Genomic DNA, 15673 nt, shown 5'->3' with positions numbered 1-15673 from the left:
CAGAACAGGGAGGTTCTGAAATGACCGCAGTGCAGAAGGTCGCGATCGCCGGCAGCGGCGTCGCCGGTCTCGCCGCCGCCATCCAGCTCGCGAAGGCCGGCGTCACGGTCGACGTCTTCGAGGCCAAGCCGGAGTTCAACACGCACGGCTCCGGCATCTCGTTGCAGGGCAATGCCCTGCGCGCGTTCGGACAGCTCGGCATCTGGGACGATGTCCGTTCCGCCGGGTACCCCTTCGAGGGTCTCAAGCTGCGCGCGCCGGGTCCCGAGGCGCCCGTCGTCGCGGCGCTTCCCGACGTCAAGATGGGTGGACCGGACTACCCGGCCGCGATGGGTATGCCGCGCCCGGCGCTGGCGCGGATCATGTTCGACAGCGCGCAGCGCGCAGGAGTGAACATCCGCTTCGGTGCGAAGGTCTCCGGCATCGACGCCCGCGAGAACGGCGAGGTCGAGGTGTTCGTCGATGACGATTCCGCCGGTGCGTACGATCTGCTGATCGGCGCTGACGGCCTGAACTCGGCGGTTCGCGATCTCATCGGCATCGAGACCAAACCCGAGCCGAACGGAATGGGCATCTGGCGCACCTTCGTGTCGCGGCCGGCCGAGGTCGAGAGCAGCGAGCTGTACTACGGCGGTCCGGTCTACATCGCCGGATACACGCCCACCGGTGACGACACCATGTACGCGTTCCTCGTCGAGAAGGCGCAGGACCGCTTCGACGTGTCGCCGGAGGATGCCACGCGCATCATGCTCGAGGAATCCCGCGCCTACGGCGGCCCGTGGAACTCGATCCGCGCCGACCTCGAGCAGGGCGCACCCGCGAACTACACCTGGTTCACCAGGCACCTCGTCGAGGAACCTTGGAACCGCGGCCGGGTCGTCATCATCGGCGACGCCGCGCACTCGTGCCCTCCCACGATCGCGCAGGGCGCGGCGCAGGGTCTCGAGGACGCCGTGGTGCTGACCGAACTGCTCGTGAACCGGGACGTTGTCGATCAGGGCCTCTGGGATGAATTCCACGCCCGCCGGATCCCGCGAGCGAAAACGGTCGTCGACGCCTCGTCGCAGCTCGCCCAGTGGCAGATCGACGGTGATCGCGATGCCGACGCCGGCGGGCTGATCTTCGGCGTCGCACAGAAGATGGCGGAGCCGGCATGACGATCGACATCCACGCGCACGTACTGCTGCCCTCGCTCCAGGCCGGTGTCGAGGCGCGAATGCCTGAACTCGTGGAGGAGGCCGCGGCCCTCGAGCTGAAGCGCAACGGCGCCGAGAGTCTCGCGATCTCCGGACCCATGGTGGGCGCGCGGATCCCGAAGCTCACTCAGGTGTCCGAACGGATCGCGGCGATGGACGCGCAGGGCGTCGACGTGCAGTGGGTCAGCGCTTCGCCCAATCACTTCTACCCATGGGCGCCGGAGGGGCTCGCGGTCTGGGCGGCTAACGAAGCGAACCGGCTCGTCGCAGAGCACGTCGCAGAGGTGCCTGACAGGCTCGTCGGTCTCGGCCTCGTGCCGCTCCAGCATCCCGAGCGCGTCGTCGAATGTCTCGACGACGCGGTCCTCGGTCGCGGACTCGCCGGCGTCGAGATCTCGTCGTTCGCAGGGGACGTCGAACTGTCCGACGAGCGTCTCGAGCCCTTCTGGGCGCGCGCCGCCCAGCTCGGCTGCATCGTGTTCCTGCACCCGTTCGGCTGCAGTCTCGACGAGAGGCTCGACCGCTTCTACCTCTCGAACACCGTCGGTCAGCCGACCGAGAACGCCGTGGCGCTGTCGCACCTCATCTTCGCCGGCGTGCTCGACCGGCATCCTGGTCTCAAGATCGTCGTCGCGCATGGCGGGGGATACCTGCCGTTCGCAATCGGTCGGTCCGACCGCGCCTGGCAGGTGCGCCCGGAGGCGCGCCGCTGCGCGCATACGCCGTCGTCCTATCTGTCGAAGCTGTGGTTCGACACCGTGGTGCACGATCCGTCTGCACTGCAGCGGCTGGTCGAGGTCGCCGGCGCATCACGGGTCGTGCTCGGCAGTGACTTCCCGTTCGACATGGGGCTCGACGATCCCGTCGACTTCGTCCGCGGCGCCGGCCTCTCCGCGGAGATCACCGACGGCATCCTCGCCGGCAACGCGGAGGCGCTGCTTGCGACGAAGGTGCCGGCATGAGGATCGCGCGCTGGTCCACCCGCACCGGCCAGGCGGAGGGATTCGTCGACGGCGACGTCGTGATCCCTTTCCCCGATTCGCTGCGCGTCGCCGACGTTCTCGCGCAGGGACTGGATGCCGCGCACGCGCTGTTCGCGCGACGTGACCGCGCAGCCGCGCAGGCCTTGGGCGAGGTGATGCTTCTCGCGCCCCTCGCTCCGGCGGCGATCCGTGACTTCGTCGCCTTCGAGGAGCACGTCGAGGGCGTGAGCGCCTCCGTCGACGGCAAGAGCGAAGTCGTGCCGGAATGGTACGAGGCGCCGACTTTCTACTTCACGAACCCGCATACCGTGCGCGGTCCTGGCGAGACGGTTCGGGTTCCCGAGACCGCGCGGCTGGACTTCGAACTCGAGGTGGCCGTCGTCGTCGGCGGTGCCGGCGGCGAGAACCTCGACACGGATGCCGCGGCATCCGTCATCTTCGGATACACGATCATGAACGACTGGTCTGCGCGCGACCTGCAGTCCCGCGAGATGAAGGTGCGCCTCGGACCCGCGAAGGGCAAGGACTTCGCCACGACACTCGGTCCCTGGATCGTGACGGCCGACGAGATGGCGTCGTACCTCGACGCCGACGGCTTCCTCGCCGTGCGGGCAGAGGTGCACGTCAACGACGAGTTGATCGGCGAGGACCTCGTCTCGAACATGGGATGGCCGTTCAGCGAACTCATCGCATACGCCTCGCGCAACTCGAAGGTCGTCCCGGGAGATGTGCTCGGAAGCGGCACGGTGGGCAACGGCGGATGCCTCGGCGAGCTGTGGGGGCGCCGCGGTGAGCTGACGCCGCCGCCGCTGAAGACCGGTGACGAAGTGCGGATGTTCGTCGAGGGCATCGGTGAGCTTCGCGGGATCGTCGGCGAGCCGGTGACGGCGCCGACCGTGCCTGCGGCGCGGGTGCGTTCCCGGCAGCGACACCGCAGCTGACTTATGTTGAAAACCAACTAAAGATCGGATAGGATGAAAGCGGCGTCGGGGTTCCGCGGAGCCCGATCTCTGCGCGAAGATGCCGCAGAGGCACACAAGGTCGCGTCGACTGCCCGATCTCTCGGGTTACTCGCCATGCCACTGACTCCACTGCGGCTTCGACTGCTCGTCGCATCCCTCCTCACCGTCTCGTTCCTCGGGGCGCTCGATCACACCGTCGTCTCGACGTCCCTCGCCACTGTCGCCGGTGAACTCGGCGCGCTCGAGCACATGAGTTGGGTCGTGGTCGGCTACACGCTCGCCAGCACCGTGCTCCTGCCCGTGCTCGGCAAGCTCGGCGACGTCGTCGGCCCGCGCAACATCTTCCTGGTGTCGCTGGTGGTGTTCCTCGCAGCATCCCTCGCCTGCGGGTTCGCTCCCACCATGTCCTGGCTCATCGTCGGCCGCGTGCTGCAGGGTATGAGTTCAGCCGGCCTCCAGCTCATGTCGCAGACCATCATGGCGCAGGTGACGACGCCGCGGCAGCGACCCCAGTACATGGCGATCATCGGCGCCGCCTTCCCGATCGCGATCCTCGTCGGACCTGTCCTCGGCGGGCTCATCACCGATCTCTGGGGGTGGCAGTGGGTCTTCTGGGTGAACCTGCCACTCGGCCTCGCGGCGCTGGCTCTCGCGATCTTCGCGATCCCGCACATCGAGCCGGGTGCGCGCCGCGCCTTCGACGGCATGGGCGCTGTGACCTTCACGATCGCCCTCGTCGCGCTCGTTCTCGCCGTCTCGTGGTACCCGGATCCGGAGCTCCTCCTCAGCGCCTCCCTCGCGACGGCGCTCGCCGCGGCGGCCTTCGCCGCCTTCGTCCTCGCCGAGCTCAGGGCGCCGGAGCCGATCGTGCCGTTCCGTCTGCTCCGCAACCGCACCGTCGGCGCGGCGATCGCGCTGTCGGCGATCATCGGCGTCGGGATGTTCTCCATCACGGCGTACCTGCCCACCTACTTCCAGATGGCCTACCGCACCAGCGCGACCGTATCGGGCCTCGTTCCGATCGCGACGGTCTTCGGCATGCTCGTCAGCAACCTGACCTCCGGATTCATCGCCAGCCGGACCGGTCACTACCGCGCGTTCCCGATCGCAGGAACGGCACTGGGCGCAGGAGGTCTGTTCGTGATGGCGCTGCTGCCTGTCGGTCTTCCCCTGTGGGTGCCGATGCTCGTCATGTTCGTCGTCGGCATCGGAACGGGTGCGTTCATGAGCCTCATCATCACGGTGGTCCAGAGCGCGGTGCCGCGCGGCGAGACGGGTTCGATCACCGCGACGACGAACCTCGTGCGCCAGATCGGCGCCACGGTGACCACAGCGATCATCGGCGGCGTCGTCGGCGTCGGGGTGGCCGCGCTGCTCCCGGTCGGCCTCGATGCCGCCTCGCTCACACCGCAGATGGTGCATGGGTTGAACCTGGCGGCGCAGGATCTGGTGGCCGGTATCTACCGTGACGTCTTCGCACCGGTGTTCTTCGCGCTCGCTGCCGTCTACGTCGTCGGGTTCGTCGCCGCACTGCTGATGCCGCAGGGGCGCCTGTCCGACGATCACGAACCCGCTTCCGCGGCCGAACCTGTTCCCGCCTGACCTCCGGACCTGAGGAGACAACCATGACCGAACACCCCACCGTCGCCATCGTCGGCAGCGGACCGATCGGCTCCGCCTACGCTCGCACGATACTCGAGACTCTCCCCACGGCACATGTGGTGATGTTCGAAGCCGGACCTCAGCTCACCCAGCGACCCGGGGCGAGCGTGCGGAACATCGCCGACCCCGATGAGAAGGCGCGCGCACGCGAGATGTCGCAGGGTCCGCAGGCGGGCTCCTTCCGTGAATCGCTCGGCATCCCGGAGAGCGCCGTCGTGGAGGGCATGTTCACGGCGAGGCAGGGAACGCACCTGCTGGACTTCGGTGGCGAGGGCTCGGCGCACGCACCGACATTCCCGGCGGTGGCCGCGGCCACGAACGTCGGCGGTCAGGGAGCGCACTGGACCTGCGCCATTCCGCGACCGGCGTTCAGCGAGAAGATTCCGTTCATCGACGACGACGAGTGGGAGGATCTCATCTCTACGGCGGAGGCCCTGCTGCACCATCAGGCGGCGGCGTTCGCCGATTCCCCCATCGGCGGCGCCATCCGATCGCTGCTCAGCGATGAGTTCGGAGCGGAGCTGCCGGAAGGCCACGGCGTCGGCACGCTGCCCGTCGCCGGCGACCCCCAGCCGGATGGGTCGATGCTGTGGGCGGGAGCCGACATGGTCCTCGGGCCGCTCATCGAGGAGGGCACGGACGAGAGCACACGTTTCGAGCTGCGCGACCTCACCCTGGTGCGCCGCATCGAGCATGAGGACGGACGGGTGCGGGGGGTGACGGTCGAAGATCTGCGCACCAAGGAGACCTCTTTCGTCGCGGCTGATCTCGTCGTCGTCGCGGCGGATGCTTTCCGATCACCGCAGCTGCTGTGGTCATCCGGCATCCGTCCCGAAGCCCTCGGGCGCTACCTGACCGAGCATCACGTCGTCATCAGCACCGTCTCGCTGGACGGAGACCGCATGGGTGCGCTGATCACGGACGAGCAGCTCTCGGCCGAGCTCGCGCACCGCGCCGTTCACGCGGCGGACCCTGTCGCCGCCGTAAATCGCATCCCGTTCTCTGAGCCGGGCCACCCGTTCTCGCTGCAGGTCATGTATGCCGAGAACCCGCCGTTCCCGCTCGACCCCGAGAGCACCGAGGCCGGCAACCGCTGGGGCTACGTGAACATGGGCTACGGAGTGCGCAAGCACCCTCGCGCGGAGGACGGAGTCCGGTTCTCAGAGGACGAGCTCGACTATCGCGGGTTCCCGAACATGACCATCGAGTACGCCCTCACCGAGCGAGAGGAGACGGAGATCGCCGAGGCGACCCGGCGGCTGGAACGGGCCGGCGCGGCGCTCGGCACGTTCATCGCGACGCCGCGGCTGCTCCCGAACGGCTCGAGCCTGCACTACATGGGCACGATGCGAATGGGAGACACCGACGACGGCACCTCCGTCGCTGATCCGTACTCGCGGGTGTGGGGGACGGAGAATCTCGTGGTGGGTGGCAACGCCCTGATCCCGACGGCGAACACCATGAACCCCACGCTCACCAGCGTCGCCCTCGCGGTGCGAGGCGCCCGCAAGGCGGCGGAGGCGCTCGGAGCCGAGAGCTGACGGCTACCGCTGCGCGGCGAGGCGGATCGGCGCGTTCGCGCCGCCGTACCCGTCGTAGCCGCCGCGGCGCTCGACCACCTCGAAGAACACGTCGCCGATCGTGCGCGTGTAGAAGTGGATGAACTCGCCGTTCGCGTCCCGGTCGTACAGCAGGTCGAGCTCGCGCAGCGAGGCCAGTATCTCCGCAGGCAGGTCGAACCGCGCCGCGAGGTCGTCGTAGTAGTTCGCCGGGATCCGCAGGTGGTCGATGCCGCGCTCCCGAGCCCGCCGCGCGACCGTGAACACATCGTCACAGCGCACCGCGATGTGTCGCGCCGGCGGCTTCGCCGTCGGAGGGGCGAGGTTGATCGGCACCCGGACGATGCCGTCGGGCGTCCGCATCACCTGGCTGCGGATGAGCCCCTGCGGCCCAGGCACCTCAGCCGGAGCATCCGCCTGCAGCGACAGCGCGCTCGACATGAACAGCACCGCCTCGTCGAAGTCCTGCCAGGCGTAGGCGAGGTTGATGTGGTCGATCTCGCCCTCCAGCCCATCCACGACGCCCGTGCCGCCCTCGAACTCCTGCAGCCACGACCGCTCTGCCGGCAGAGAGCTCCAGAACACCTGCGTGCCGTCGGGAGCTGCAACGCCCCGCAGGTCCTGCTCGCCCTCATACGTCCGCCGGAACACCGACGGCGAACCGAGCGCCAGCGCGCGAGACACCGCTGCCGCGGCATCCGCCGTCCGCAACCCGATCCCGGCGAGTACCGGCTCGCTCTGCCGCGCCTGTTCGTTCAGGATGATCCGCGCCGACCCTGCGCTCCACAGTCGCACCGGCTTCGACCGGTGACGCCCCTCGAACGCGAACCCGAGCTGGGCGAGCAGCTCGTCGACCTCGGCGAGATCCGCCCCGGCCACCTCGACGAAGTCCAGTCCGGTCGACTGCGGCGCCTCCCCGAGCAGGCCGTCCGACCACCCGTTCGCGGCGGCCGTGCGATCGGCCAGCCACACCAGCGAGCGGTGCGCGTGCGCGGCCGTGCGCACCGTGTCGGTCTGCCGGTACGTGTCGTTGAACACCTCGAGCGACCACGGCCCTGAGTACCCCGCACGCACCACGTGCGTCATGAACCCCACCAGATCGAACGAGCCCTCACCCGGGAACAGTCGGTGATGCCGGCTCCACGACAGCACGTCCATGTCGAGCGCCGGAGCATCCGCCAGCTGCAGGAAGAAGATCTTCTCCGCATCGATCTGCTCGATGCCCGCCGGGTCATGCGCGAGCGACAGGATGTGGAAGCTGTCCAGGCACACGCCGAGATTCGGCCGATCGGCGCGCTTCACGATCTCCCAGGTGCGCCGGTAGTTGTCGACGTACCGGCCCCAGGCGAGCGCTTCGTAGGCGAGCCGGATGCCGTGCACTGCCGCCCTGTCCGCCAGCTCGCCGAGCTGCCGGGCGATCACCTCGTCGTCATCCACGCTCGCGGTGGCGACATTGCTGCACACGAGCATCAGATCCGTGCCCAGGCGCTCCATGATCTGGAACTTCGCCTCCGCTCGGCGCAGGTTGTCGGCGAACAGCTCTTCCGAGACGCCCTCCGCGTCCCGGAACGGCTGGAACATCTCGATCTTCAGTCCGAGGCGATCGCACAGCGCGCGGATCTCCTCGGGAGACTCGGGCGCGGCGATGAGATCGGCATCCATGATCTCGACGCCGTCGAAGCCTGCTTCGGCGCAGGCATGGAGCTTCTCGACGAGCCCGCCGGAGATGCAGACGGAGGCAACTGAGGTGCGCATGGCAGTGAACGTACCAGTTTGTACATTAATTTCACAGAGCACTTGCTGATCAATGTACTAACCAGTACATTCAGTTCCACTACCCGATCCACCGATGACGAAGGCGTCTTGTGACCTCAGATCAGCAACCGCAGCGAACCGGCGTTCTGCGCCGCATCGCGCGATACATCACCGGCTTCGAGCTGGTCATCGGCGGTGTCTCCGTCATGATGATCCTCGTCCTGGTCTTCTACCAGGCGCTGCAGCGCTACCTGCCGTTCGAGAGCATCGCCTGGACCGGTGAGCTCGCCCGGTTCGCGCTGCTGTGGGCGACGTTCGCCGCGATGGGCGTGCTCGTCACGACGCACGGCCACATCGCGCTCGAACTCGTCGACTCGATCCGCAACCCCATGACCGTTCGCGTCATCCAGGTCATCTCACTCCTCATGGTCGCCGCGACCGCGGTCGGCATGGCGCTGGAGGCCTGGGCCCTCGTCGAGACCCAGAGCATCGTCAAGTCGCCCGTCCTGCGCGTGCCCATGTCGTGGGTGTACCTCCCCGTGCTGATCGGCGTGGTCAGCACCGCCATCCGCGCGCTGATCTCGGCCGCCGACATCGCGCTGCACGGCCCGATCGTCGCCGACGTCGACGAGGACCAGGCGGAGGTGGCAGGACTGTGACTCTCCTTCTCCTCGCCCTCGCGATCGCCGTCCTGCTGGCGATCCGCGTCCCGGTGCCGTTCGCGTTCCTCGGCCCCTCCCTGGTCTACATGGCCATCGAAGGGCAGTCGCTCGGCATGGCGCTGCGCACCGTCACCAACGCCGCCAGCAGCTTCCCGCTGCTCGCCGTGCCGCTGTTCATCTTCCTCGGCGCGCTGGCCAACCACGCCGGCATCGCCGATCGCCTCTTCCGCTTCGCCCAGGCGCTGCTCGCCAACGTCCGCGGCAACCTCGGCTACGTCGCCGTCGGCACCAGCGTCGGCTTCGCCTGGATGAGCGGCTCTGCCGTCGCCGACGCGGCAGCGCTCGGCAAGGTGCAGATCCCCGCGATGATCCGCGCCGGCTACGGCCGTCGCTTCGCCACCGGTGTCTCGGCGACCTCTGCGCTGATCGCTCCGGTCATGCCGCCCAGCATCCCCGCCGTCATCTACGCGGGACTGGCCGCCGTCTCCACCGGTGCGCTGTTCGCGGCATCCGTCATCCCGGCCCTGCTCATGGCCATCGGCCTGTGCATCGTGGTGTGGATGCTGGTGCGCCGCATGCACAACGTCAAGAAGGGCACCTTCGACCGCGCCGAGTTCGTCGCATCGAGCAAGGGCGTCATCCTGCCCCTGATCGCGCCGTTCATCATCCTCGGCGGAATCCTGGGCGGGTTCTTCACCCCGACCGAGGCGGCGGCCGTCGGCGTCGTGTACATCGCCCTCGTCGGAGTGCTGCAGCGCTCGCTGAGCCTGAAGAGCTTCATAAAGGCGCTCACCGAGACCGCCACGACGACGGCGTCGATCATGATCATCGTCGCCTCGGCGTCGCTGCTCGGCTACATCCTCGCCAGGGAGCGCCTACCCCAGATACTCACCGAGCTGGTGTTCGCGATCACCGACAGCCCGATCGTGTTCATGCTGCTGGTCGCCCTGCTCATGCTGATCCTCGGCACCGTCATCGATGCGACCGCGATCCTCGTGCTCACCGTGCCGATCATCCTCCCGATCGCGAATCAGATCGGGGTCGACCCGATCGTGCTCGGCGTGCTGATGATCCTTTCGCTAATGATCGGCCTGCTCACCCCGCCGGTGGGAACCGTGCTGTTCGTCACCGCCGCGGTGTCGAAGACCCGCATCGGTGAGGTGTTCCGCGGCAGCCTGCCGTTCATCGTGCCGCTGCTGGTGATCTGCGTGCTCATCATCGCGTTCCCGAGTGCCGTGATGTGGCTGCCTGGAGTGCTGGGACTGTGACCCTCACCGACCTGGACACCACCGTCAGCGCTCGCCGCCCCGCCGTGCTGATCGGCCTCATCGGCGAGGGCGTCACGCCGTCGCTCAGCCCGCCGATGCACGAGCTCGAGGGCGCCCGCCACGGCATGCACTACGTGTACCGGACGATCGACCTGGCGCCCGCTGAAGGCACTCCCGAGTACCTCGAGGCGCTGCTCCGGGCGGCACGGCGCCTCGGCTTCAACGGGCTGAACATCACGCACCCGGTAAAGCAGGCAGTCGTTCCGCTGCTCGACGACCTCTCCGACAGCGCCCGCGCGGTCGGGGCGGTGAACACCGTCGTGTTCACGGATGCCGGCACCATCGGCCACAACACGGATGTGACCGGTTTCGACGCCGCGCTGAGGGATGCCTTCGGCGTGGAGCCGCTCGAACGCGTGGTGCTGCTGGGCACCGGAGGCGCAGGCTCCGCCGTCGCGACCGCGCTGGCGCAGCGTCCGGTCACGGACCTGGTGCTCATCGACCAGGTGCCGGTGCGCGCGAGCGCACTCGCCGCCCAGGTGAACGCGCTGGGTGCCGCCTCGGCGCGCGCCGCCGACCTCGGCGACCTGCCCGGTGTGCTCGCCGGCGCAGACCTCGTCGTCAACGCCACCCCGATCGGCATGGCCGCGCATCCCGGAACGCCGTTCGACGTGGCGCTGCTGCCGGATGGCATCCGCGTGGCGGACATCGTCTACCGTCCAGCGGACACCGCGCTGCTGCAAGCGGCTCGCGCCCGCGGCATCCGCACCATGTCGGGTCTCGGCATGGCGATGCACCAGGCCGCCGACGCCTTCGAGATCTTCACGGGGGAGCGCGCGGACCGCACGGCCATGCTCGCCGACCTGAACGACCTGGTCGCCGCCGAGGCGACCGGAAACCCACCTGCAACACCCGAAACAGCACCAGAAAGAGGAGAGAACCGATGAACGCACGACGCACACGGCGAACGATGTGGCTCGCCCTTGTCGCAGCACCGGCAATGCTGCTGGTCGCCTGCTCCAGCGGCGGAGACGGCACCGGCGGAGAAGCCGGAGGCGACGGGGAGACCCGTACCCTCGCGCTCGCCCACAGCTACAACGAGGATCAGCCGCAGCACCGCTGCGGCGCACAGGTCATCGCCGACGAGGTGAACGCGGCCGGTGTGGGGCTCGAGGTCGAGATCTTCCCGTCCAGCCAGCTCGGCGGCGACGCCGACCGCATCGCCTCGGTCGCCTCCGGTGACATCGACATCGACATCCAGGGCGCTTCGGCGCTGGGCGCCGTCTACGAGCCGATCAGCGTGCTCGATTCGGCATACGCCTTCGACGACGCCGACCACCTGGCGCGGTTCATGGCCAGCGACGCATCCGACACCGTCACGGAGGCCTTCGAAGAGGCATCCGGCGTCCATACGCTCGGCGCCTGGTCGGCCGGCGCCCGCCAGTTCACGGCCAACACGCCGATCCGCACACCGGAAGACCTCGAAGGCCTGCGGATGCGCTTCCCCGGTTCGCCGCAGTTCCTCATGAACGCCAAGGCGCTCGGCGCCGAGGCCACCGAGGTGGCGTACGAGGAGCTCTACCTCGCGCTGCAGCAGGGCACGGTCGACGGCCAGGAGAACCCGATCACCAACATCGTGGCCTCGAACCTCAAAGAGGTGCAGGACTACGTCAGCATGAGCTCCCACCAGCTCAACACCAACCTCGTGATCGTCGGCCCGGTGTGGAACGACCTCAGCGAGGAGCAGCAGCAGGCCCTGACCGACGCGACCGAGAAGGCCGTCACCGAGGTCACCTCCTGCGTCGCCGAAGACGAGGAGACGATCCTCGAGGAGTGGCGCACCGGTGGTGAGTGGGAGGTCGTCGAGGACGTCGACCGCGACGCGTTCAGCGAGAAGGCCGAGGAGTACCTCTCCGGCGCGCTGACCGGTGACTCGCTGACGGTGTACGAGGCGATCCGCTCCACCTCGGAGTGATCCTTCCTGCATGGCCCGTTCGATTCCGACGTTCACCGGTTCGGTCGACGAAGATGCGCTCGGGGTGACCCTCATCCACGAGCACATCTTCGTCACCGACCCGGAACTCGACGTCAATATGCCTCATCCGGAATGGGATGAGCAAGCGTGGATCGAACGCGCCGTGCAGACGCTCACCTCGCTGTATGACCACGGCGCGCGGACGGTCGTCGATCTCACCGTCATCGGCCTCGGCCGCGACGTTCGCCGCGTCGCCGAGGTCGCCTCGCGGGTGCCGGTGCAGATCGTCGCCGCGACCGGATGCTACGCCGCAGAAGTCCTGCCGCCGTACTTCCGGCTCAACGGACCAGGGCTCGTGGTCGACGGCCCGGACCCGCTCTTGGAGCTCTTCGTGGGCGACATCGAGCAGGGGATCGCGGGTACCGGCGTGCGGGCGGGCATGATCAAGGTCGCCTCGGATGCTGGTGGTCTCACCCCCGATGCGTCACGGGTGTTCGCGGCTGCCGCCTCGGCGCATCTGCGCACGGGAGTGCCCATCACGACGCACTCGCACGCGGCATCCCGCGGCGGGATCGCCCAGCAGGACGCTCTCGAGCGTCTGGGCGTGCCGCTGGACCGGGTCGTGATCGGGCACAGCGGCGACTCGGCGGAACTTCCCTATCTGCGCGGACTCGCCGACCGTGGTTCGTTCCTCGGCTTCGACCGGTTCGGCATGGAGAATGTCGGGTCCGACGAGGATCGGATCAGGATGCTGCTGCAGCTGCTCGACGCCGGCTACGCCGACCGCATCGTGCTCTCGCATGACGCCGCCGTGTTCAGCCGCGTGACCCCGCCGTCATGGCGGGCCGCGCACACCCCGAAGTGGACGATGACGCACCTGTTCGAGCGCATCCTTCCGCGGCTGCGCGCCGCCGGGCTCGACGCGGCCACCGAGCATCAGCTCATGGTCGTGAATCCGCGGCGCGTGCTGGCCGGTGCGGCATGATGTGGGGATGGGCAGCATGAGCGAACCGGTGGTGCGCAAGCGCGACGCCGAGCGGACCAGAGCAGAGCTGCTCGAGGTCGCCACGCAGGCCTTCGCCGAATCCGGCTACGCGGGCACGCGAGTCGACGAGATCGCCGAGCGTACGCAGACGACGAAGCGGATGATCTACTACTACTTCGGCGGCAAGGAGCAGCTCTACCTCGCCGTACTCGAGAACGCCTACCGCGGCATCCGCGAGACCGAGCAGTCGATTCACGCCGGCGATCTGCCGCCGGTGGAGGCGCTCCGGCAGATCGCCGAGCTCACCTACGACCACCACCGGAACCACACGGCGTTCATCCGGCTCGTGTCGATCGAGAACATCCACCACGGCGAGTTCATCAAGCGCCTGGATGGACTGCGCACCCTGAACCAGCCCGCCGTCGACGTGCTCGAGACCGTGCTGGAGCGCGGGCGTTCAGAGGGTTCGCTGCGGGCCGACGTCGACGCGCTGGACGTGCACCTGCTGATCAGCTCCTACTGCTTCTTCCAGGTCGCCAACCAGCACACGTTCGGGTACCTGTTCGACCGCGACCTGCTCGCCGAGGACCGCCGCGAGCACCTGCGCTCGATGATCGGCGACGTGGTCGTCGCCTGGATGACGGCGGCCGACTGACGCTTCGACTCAGATGAGTCGGCGGAGCGCCTGCTCCAGCGAGATCCCCTGGGCATCGGCCCGGTCGCGCAGCCGCGCGTGCTCGTCGGCGGTGAGCGTCACGTGCAGGTCGACAGGGGATGCCGCCGGCTCGTCGAACACGTCGAGAAGGGAGGATGCTTCGGCCCAAAGTGGCTGCGACGCGCCGGGCCCTTCGACAGGCTCGGGGACCGGCGTGAGCTCAGGGACCGGCGAGGGCTCAGGAGCCGTGACGAGTCCGGCCGCTGAGCCTGTCGAAGCGTCCGGACCCGTCACGAGCGTGAACCCCGGTCCGCGACGCGGCTCCCGCTTCGCCTGATAGGCCTTCGCCGCCGCGTTCGCGCGCTCGTCCGCCGCCTCGTTCAGATCGTGGCCGGCGTGGCCCTTGACCCACGCGAACTTCACGTCCCGCCCCTGCATGGCCTCGTCCAGCGACTCCATGAGGTCGCGGTTCAGCACCGGACCGCCGTCGGCCTTGCGCCATCCGCGGCGCTTCCAGCCCGGCATCCACTTGGTGATCGAATCGATCACGTACTTGCTGTCGCACATGATGATCAGCGACTCGTCGGTGCCCGCGGTGGCGCGCAGCAGCTCCAGCACGGCCTGCAGCTCGCCCTGGTTGTTCGTGCCGTGCGGCGATCCGCCCGCCGCCCAGTTGTCGTCGTCGATGTACCAGGCCCAGCCGTTCGGGCCGGGGTTGCCGAGGGCGGAGCCGTCTGCCGCGGCGGTGATCGTCATCCTTCAACCGTAACGGGCGCTGGTATTCCGCAACGCACCGGAGGAACGTTGGACCCATGGGCACCCACATCGACACCGACTGCGCGATCGTCGGCGGCGGACCCGCCGGGCTCATGCTGGCGCTCGCGCTCCTGCGCCACGGCATCCGCGTCACGGTCATCGAGAAGCACGCCGACTTCCTGCGCGACTTCCGCGGCGACACCATCCACCCGTCCACACAGGACCTGCTCGCCGACCTCGGCCTGCTCGAGGAGTTCCTCGCCCGGCCGCACGACGACATGCCGAAAGTGTCCCTGAGCTGGCAGGGCACCGAGCTCACGCTGGCCGATTTCACCCGTCTGCCCACCCGCCGCAAGGTCATGACATTCATGCCGCAGTGGGACTTCCTCGATCTGCTCGCCGACAGCGCCGCGCGGCATCCGCAGTTCACCCTGCTCCGCGAGATCCGCATCGACGGCCTGATCCGCGAGGACGGACACATCACCGGCGTCACCGGGTCAGGGCCGGACGGCGACGTCACCGTCCGCGCGCGGCTCGTGGTCGACGCCTCCGGCCGGGACTCGGACATTCGCGCGGTTGCGGGCCTCGAGCCCACCGGCGTCGCCGCGGCGATGGACGTACTGTGGTTCCGGCTCGCGAAGCGCGACGGCGAGCGCTACCCGTTCATCCAGGCCGGCGCCGGCATGATCATCACGATCGACCGCGGCGATTTCTTCCAGATCGCGCACGTGATCCCCGCCGGCACGTGGAACGGCACGGACGCCGACCTCGCGAGCATGCATGACCGGATCGCGCGCATCTCACCCCGAATGGCGGATGCCGTCACCGCCGTCGCGGCCGACGACGTGCATCTGCTGCGCGTGAGGCTGGAGCGGCTGCGCCGTTGGTACGTAGACGGGATGCTGTGCATCGGCGACTCCGCGCACGCCATGTCGCCGGCCGGGGGAGTCGGCATCAACCTCGCGATCCAGGATGCCGTCGCCGCGGCGCGCATCCTCGGTCCGGTGCTGCGCGACGGCATCCCCGAGGCCGCCGACCTGCGCCGTGTGCAGCGCCGCCGCACCTGGCCGACCAGGATCACGCAGTTCGTGCAGCGCCGGCTGCAGGGACCGCTGATCGCATCGCGCGAACCGGACGCGCCGCTGCCCGTGCCGCTCCGGCTGCTGCGTGATCATCCGCGGCTCACGCACCTCACCGGACGCTTCGTCGGCCTCGGCGCGCGCCCCGAGCATCTCGCCCCGCTGGATCGCTGAGC

At 68.6% G+C, this 15673-nt stretch carries 14 protein-coding genes; 12 read left to right on the top strand and 2 right to left on the bottom strand.

All coding sequences use genetic code 11. The features are described 5' to 3' along the window. Positions 1-20: 20 nt before the first annotated feature. From MAE01_RS12950 to MAE01_RS12930, 5 genes are all read left to right on the top strand, one after another. Entirely contained in the window at positions 21-1157 is a 1137-nt protein-coding gene (locus MAE01_RS12950; RefSeq protein ID WP_147040006.1) for an FAD-dependent monooxygenase, read from the top strand. Then, positions 1154-2158 carry an amidohydrolase family protein gene (locus MAE01_RS12945; protein WP_147040004.1) on the top strand — a complete coding sequence of 335 codons (1005 nt, stop codon included), beginning with the start codon at positions 1154-1156 and terminating at the stop codon, positions 2156-2158. The genes MAE01_RS12950 and MAE01_RS12945 overlap by 4 nt, the downstream gene beginning before the upstream one ends. Continuing rightward, positions 2155-3120 (top strand): fumarylacetoacetate hydrolase family protein, encoded by a 966-nt coding sequence (locus MAE01_RS12940; protein WP_147040002.1) that lies wholly within the window; start codon positions 2155-2157, stop codon positions 3118-3120. The genes MAE01_RS12945 and MAE01_RS12940 overlap by 4 nt, the downstream gene beginning before the upstream one ends. A gap of 135 nt (positions 3121-3255) precedes the next feature. Continuing rightward, complete coding sequence (locus MAE01_RS12935; RefSeq protein ID WP_147040000.1) at positions 3256-4743, top strand: MFS transporter; 1488 nt, start codon at positions 3256-3258, stop codon at positions 4741-4743. 23 nt (positions 4744-4766) lie between these two features. Next, positions 4767-6344 (top strand): GMC oxidoreductase, encoded by a 1578-nt coding sequence (locus tag MAE01_RS12930; protein WP_147039998.1) that lies wholly within the window; start codon positions 4767-4769, stop codon positions 6342-6344. Between the two features lie 3 nt (positions 6345-6347). Here MAE01_RS12930 and MAE01_RS12925 read toward each other — a convergent pair whose 3' ends face one another. Then, positions 6348-8117 (bottom strand): sugar phosphate isomerase/epimerase and 4-hydroxyphenylpyruvate domain-containing protein, encoded by a 1770-nt coding sequence (locus MAE01_RS12925; RefSeq protein WP_147039997.1) that lies wholly within the window; start codon positions 8115-8117, stop codon positions 6348-6350. A gap of 110 nt (positions 8118-8227) precedes the next feature. Here MAE01_RS12925 and MAE01_RS12920 point away from each other — a divergent pair, with 110 nt between their 5' ends. The 6 genes from MAE01_RS12920 to MAE01_RS12895 are packed head-to-tail and all read left to right on the top strand — an operon-like array spanning position 8228 to position 13662. Beyond that, a complete protein-coding gene (locus MAE01_RS12920; RefSeq protein WP_147039995.1) occupies positions 8228-8776 on the top strand; it encodes a TRAP transporter small permease in 549 nt (182 codons plus the stop codon). After that, positions 8773-10047: a TRAP transporter large permease gene (locus MAE01_RS12915; RefSeq protein ID WP_147039994.1), complete on the top strand. Its 1275-nt coding sequence runs from the start codon at positions 8773-8775 to the stop codon at positions 10045-10047. The genes MAE01_RS12920 and MAE01_RS12915 overlap by 4 nt, the downstream gene beginning before the upstream one ends. Beyond that, positions 10044-10994 carry a shikimate dehydrogenase gene (locus MAE01_RS12910; protein WP_229718251.1) on the top strand — a complete coding sequence of 317 codons (951 nt, stop codon included), beginning with the start codon at positions 10044-10046 and terminating at the stop codon, positions 10992-10994. Before MAE01_RS12915 ends, MAE01_RS12910 begins: the two co-directional genes overlap by 4 nt. Then, on the top strand, positions 10991-12022 hold the full coding sequence (locus tag MAE01_RS12905; RefSeq protein ID WP_147039992.1) for a DctP family TRAP transporter solute-binding subunit: 1032 nt from the start codon (positions 10991-10993) through the stop codon (positions 12020-12022). The genes MAE01_RS12910 and MAE01_RS12905 overlap by 4 nt, the downstream gene beginning before the upstream one ends. 10 nt (positions 12023-12032) lie before the next feature. Next, a complete protein-coding gene (locus tag MAE01_RS12900) occupies positions 12033-13007 on the top strand; it encodes a phosphotriesterase family protein (protein WP_147039990.1) in 975 nt (324 codons plus the stop codon). A 16-nt stretch (positions 13008-13023) separates the two neighbouring features. Beyond that, positions 13024-13662 (top strand): TetR family transcriptional regulator, encoded by a 639-nt coding sequence (locus MAE01_RS12895; RefSeq protein WP_147039988.1) that lies wholly within the window; start codon positions 13024-13026, stop codon positions 13660-13662. A 9-nt stretch (positions 13663-13671) separates the two neighbouring features. On the opposite strand, the gene MAE01_RS12890 is transcribed toward MAE01_RS12895, so the two are convergent. Then, the gene (locus MAE01_RS12890; protein WP_147039986.1) at positions 13672-14418 is read right to left on the bottom strand and encodes a ribonuclease H family protein; all 747 of its coding nucleotides are present in this window, start codon (positions 14416-14418) and stop codon (positions 13672-13674) included. Positions 14419-14474: 56 nt separating this feature from the next. Here MAE01_RS12890 and MAE01_RS12885 point away from each other — a divergent pair, with 56 nt between their 5' ends. After that, positions 14475-15671 carry an FAD-dependent oxidoreductase gene (locus tag MAE01_RS12885; protein ID WP_147039984.1) on the top strand — a complete coding sequence of 399 codons (1197 nt, stop codon included), beginning with the start codon at positions 14475-14477 and terminating at the stop codon, positions 15669-15671. The last annotated feature ends 2 nt before the right edge of the window (positions 15672-15673 follow it).

The organism is Microbacterium aerolatum (assembly GCF_007988825.1).
Classification (GTDB): domain Bacteria; phylum Actinomycetota; class Actinomycetes; order Actinomycetales; family Microbacteriaceae; genus Microbacterium; species Microbacterium aerolatum.
Note: the sequence above shows the minus strand (reverse complement) of the source record. Positions and strands in the feature narration are given on the sequence as shown.

Excerpts from the sequence above, each read along its gene's own strand:
- MAE01_RS12950 (WP_147040006.1), top strand. The coding sequence starts at position 21 with ATGACCGCAGTGCAGAAGGTCGCGATCGCCGGCAGCGGCGTCGCCGGT.
- MAE01_RS12945 (WP_147040004.1), top strand. The coding sequence starts at position 1,154 with ATGACGATCGACATCCACGCGCACGTACTGCTGCCCTCGCTCCAGGCC.
- MAE01_RS12940 (WP_147040002.1), top strand. The coding sequence starts at position 2,155 with ATGAGGATCGCGCGCTGGTCCACCCGCACCGGCCAGGCGGAGGGATTC.
- MAE01_RS12935 (WP_147040000.1), top strand. The coding sequence starts at position 3,256 with ATGCCACTGACTCCACTGCGGCTTCGACTGCTCGTCGCATCCCTCCTC.
- MAE01_RS12930 (WP_147039998.1), top strand. The coding sequence starts at position 4,767 with ATGACCGAACACCCCACCGTCGCCATCGTCGGCAGCGGACCGATCGGC.
- MAE01_RS12925 (WP_147039997.1), bottom strand. The coding sequence starts at position 8,117 with ATGCGCACCTCAGTTGCCTCCGTCTGCATCTCCGGCGGGCTCGTCGAG.
- MAE01_RS12905 (WP_147039992.1), top strand. The coding sequence starts at position 10,991 with ATGAACGCACGACGCACACGGCGAACGATGTGGCTCGCCCTTGTCGCA.
- MAE01_RS12900 (WP_147039990.1), top strand. The coding sequence starts at position 12,033 with ATGGCCCGTTCGATTCCGACGTTCACCGGTTCGGTCGACGAAGATGCG.
- MAE01_RS12895 (WP_147039988.1), top strand. The coding sequence starts at position 13,024 with ATGAGCGAACCGGTGGTGCGCAAGCGCGACGCCGAGCGGACCAGAGCA.
- MAE01_RS12890 (WP_147039986.1), bottom strand. The coding sequence starts at position 14,418 with ATGACGATCACCGCCGCGGCAGACGGCTCCGCCCTCGGCAACCCCGGC.
- MAE01_RS12885 (WP_147039984.1), top strand. The coding sequence starts at position 14,475 with ATGGGCACCCACATCGACACCGACTGCGCGATCGTCGGCGGCGGACCC.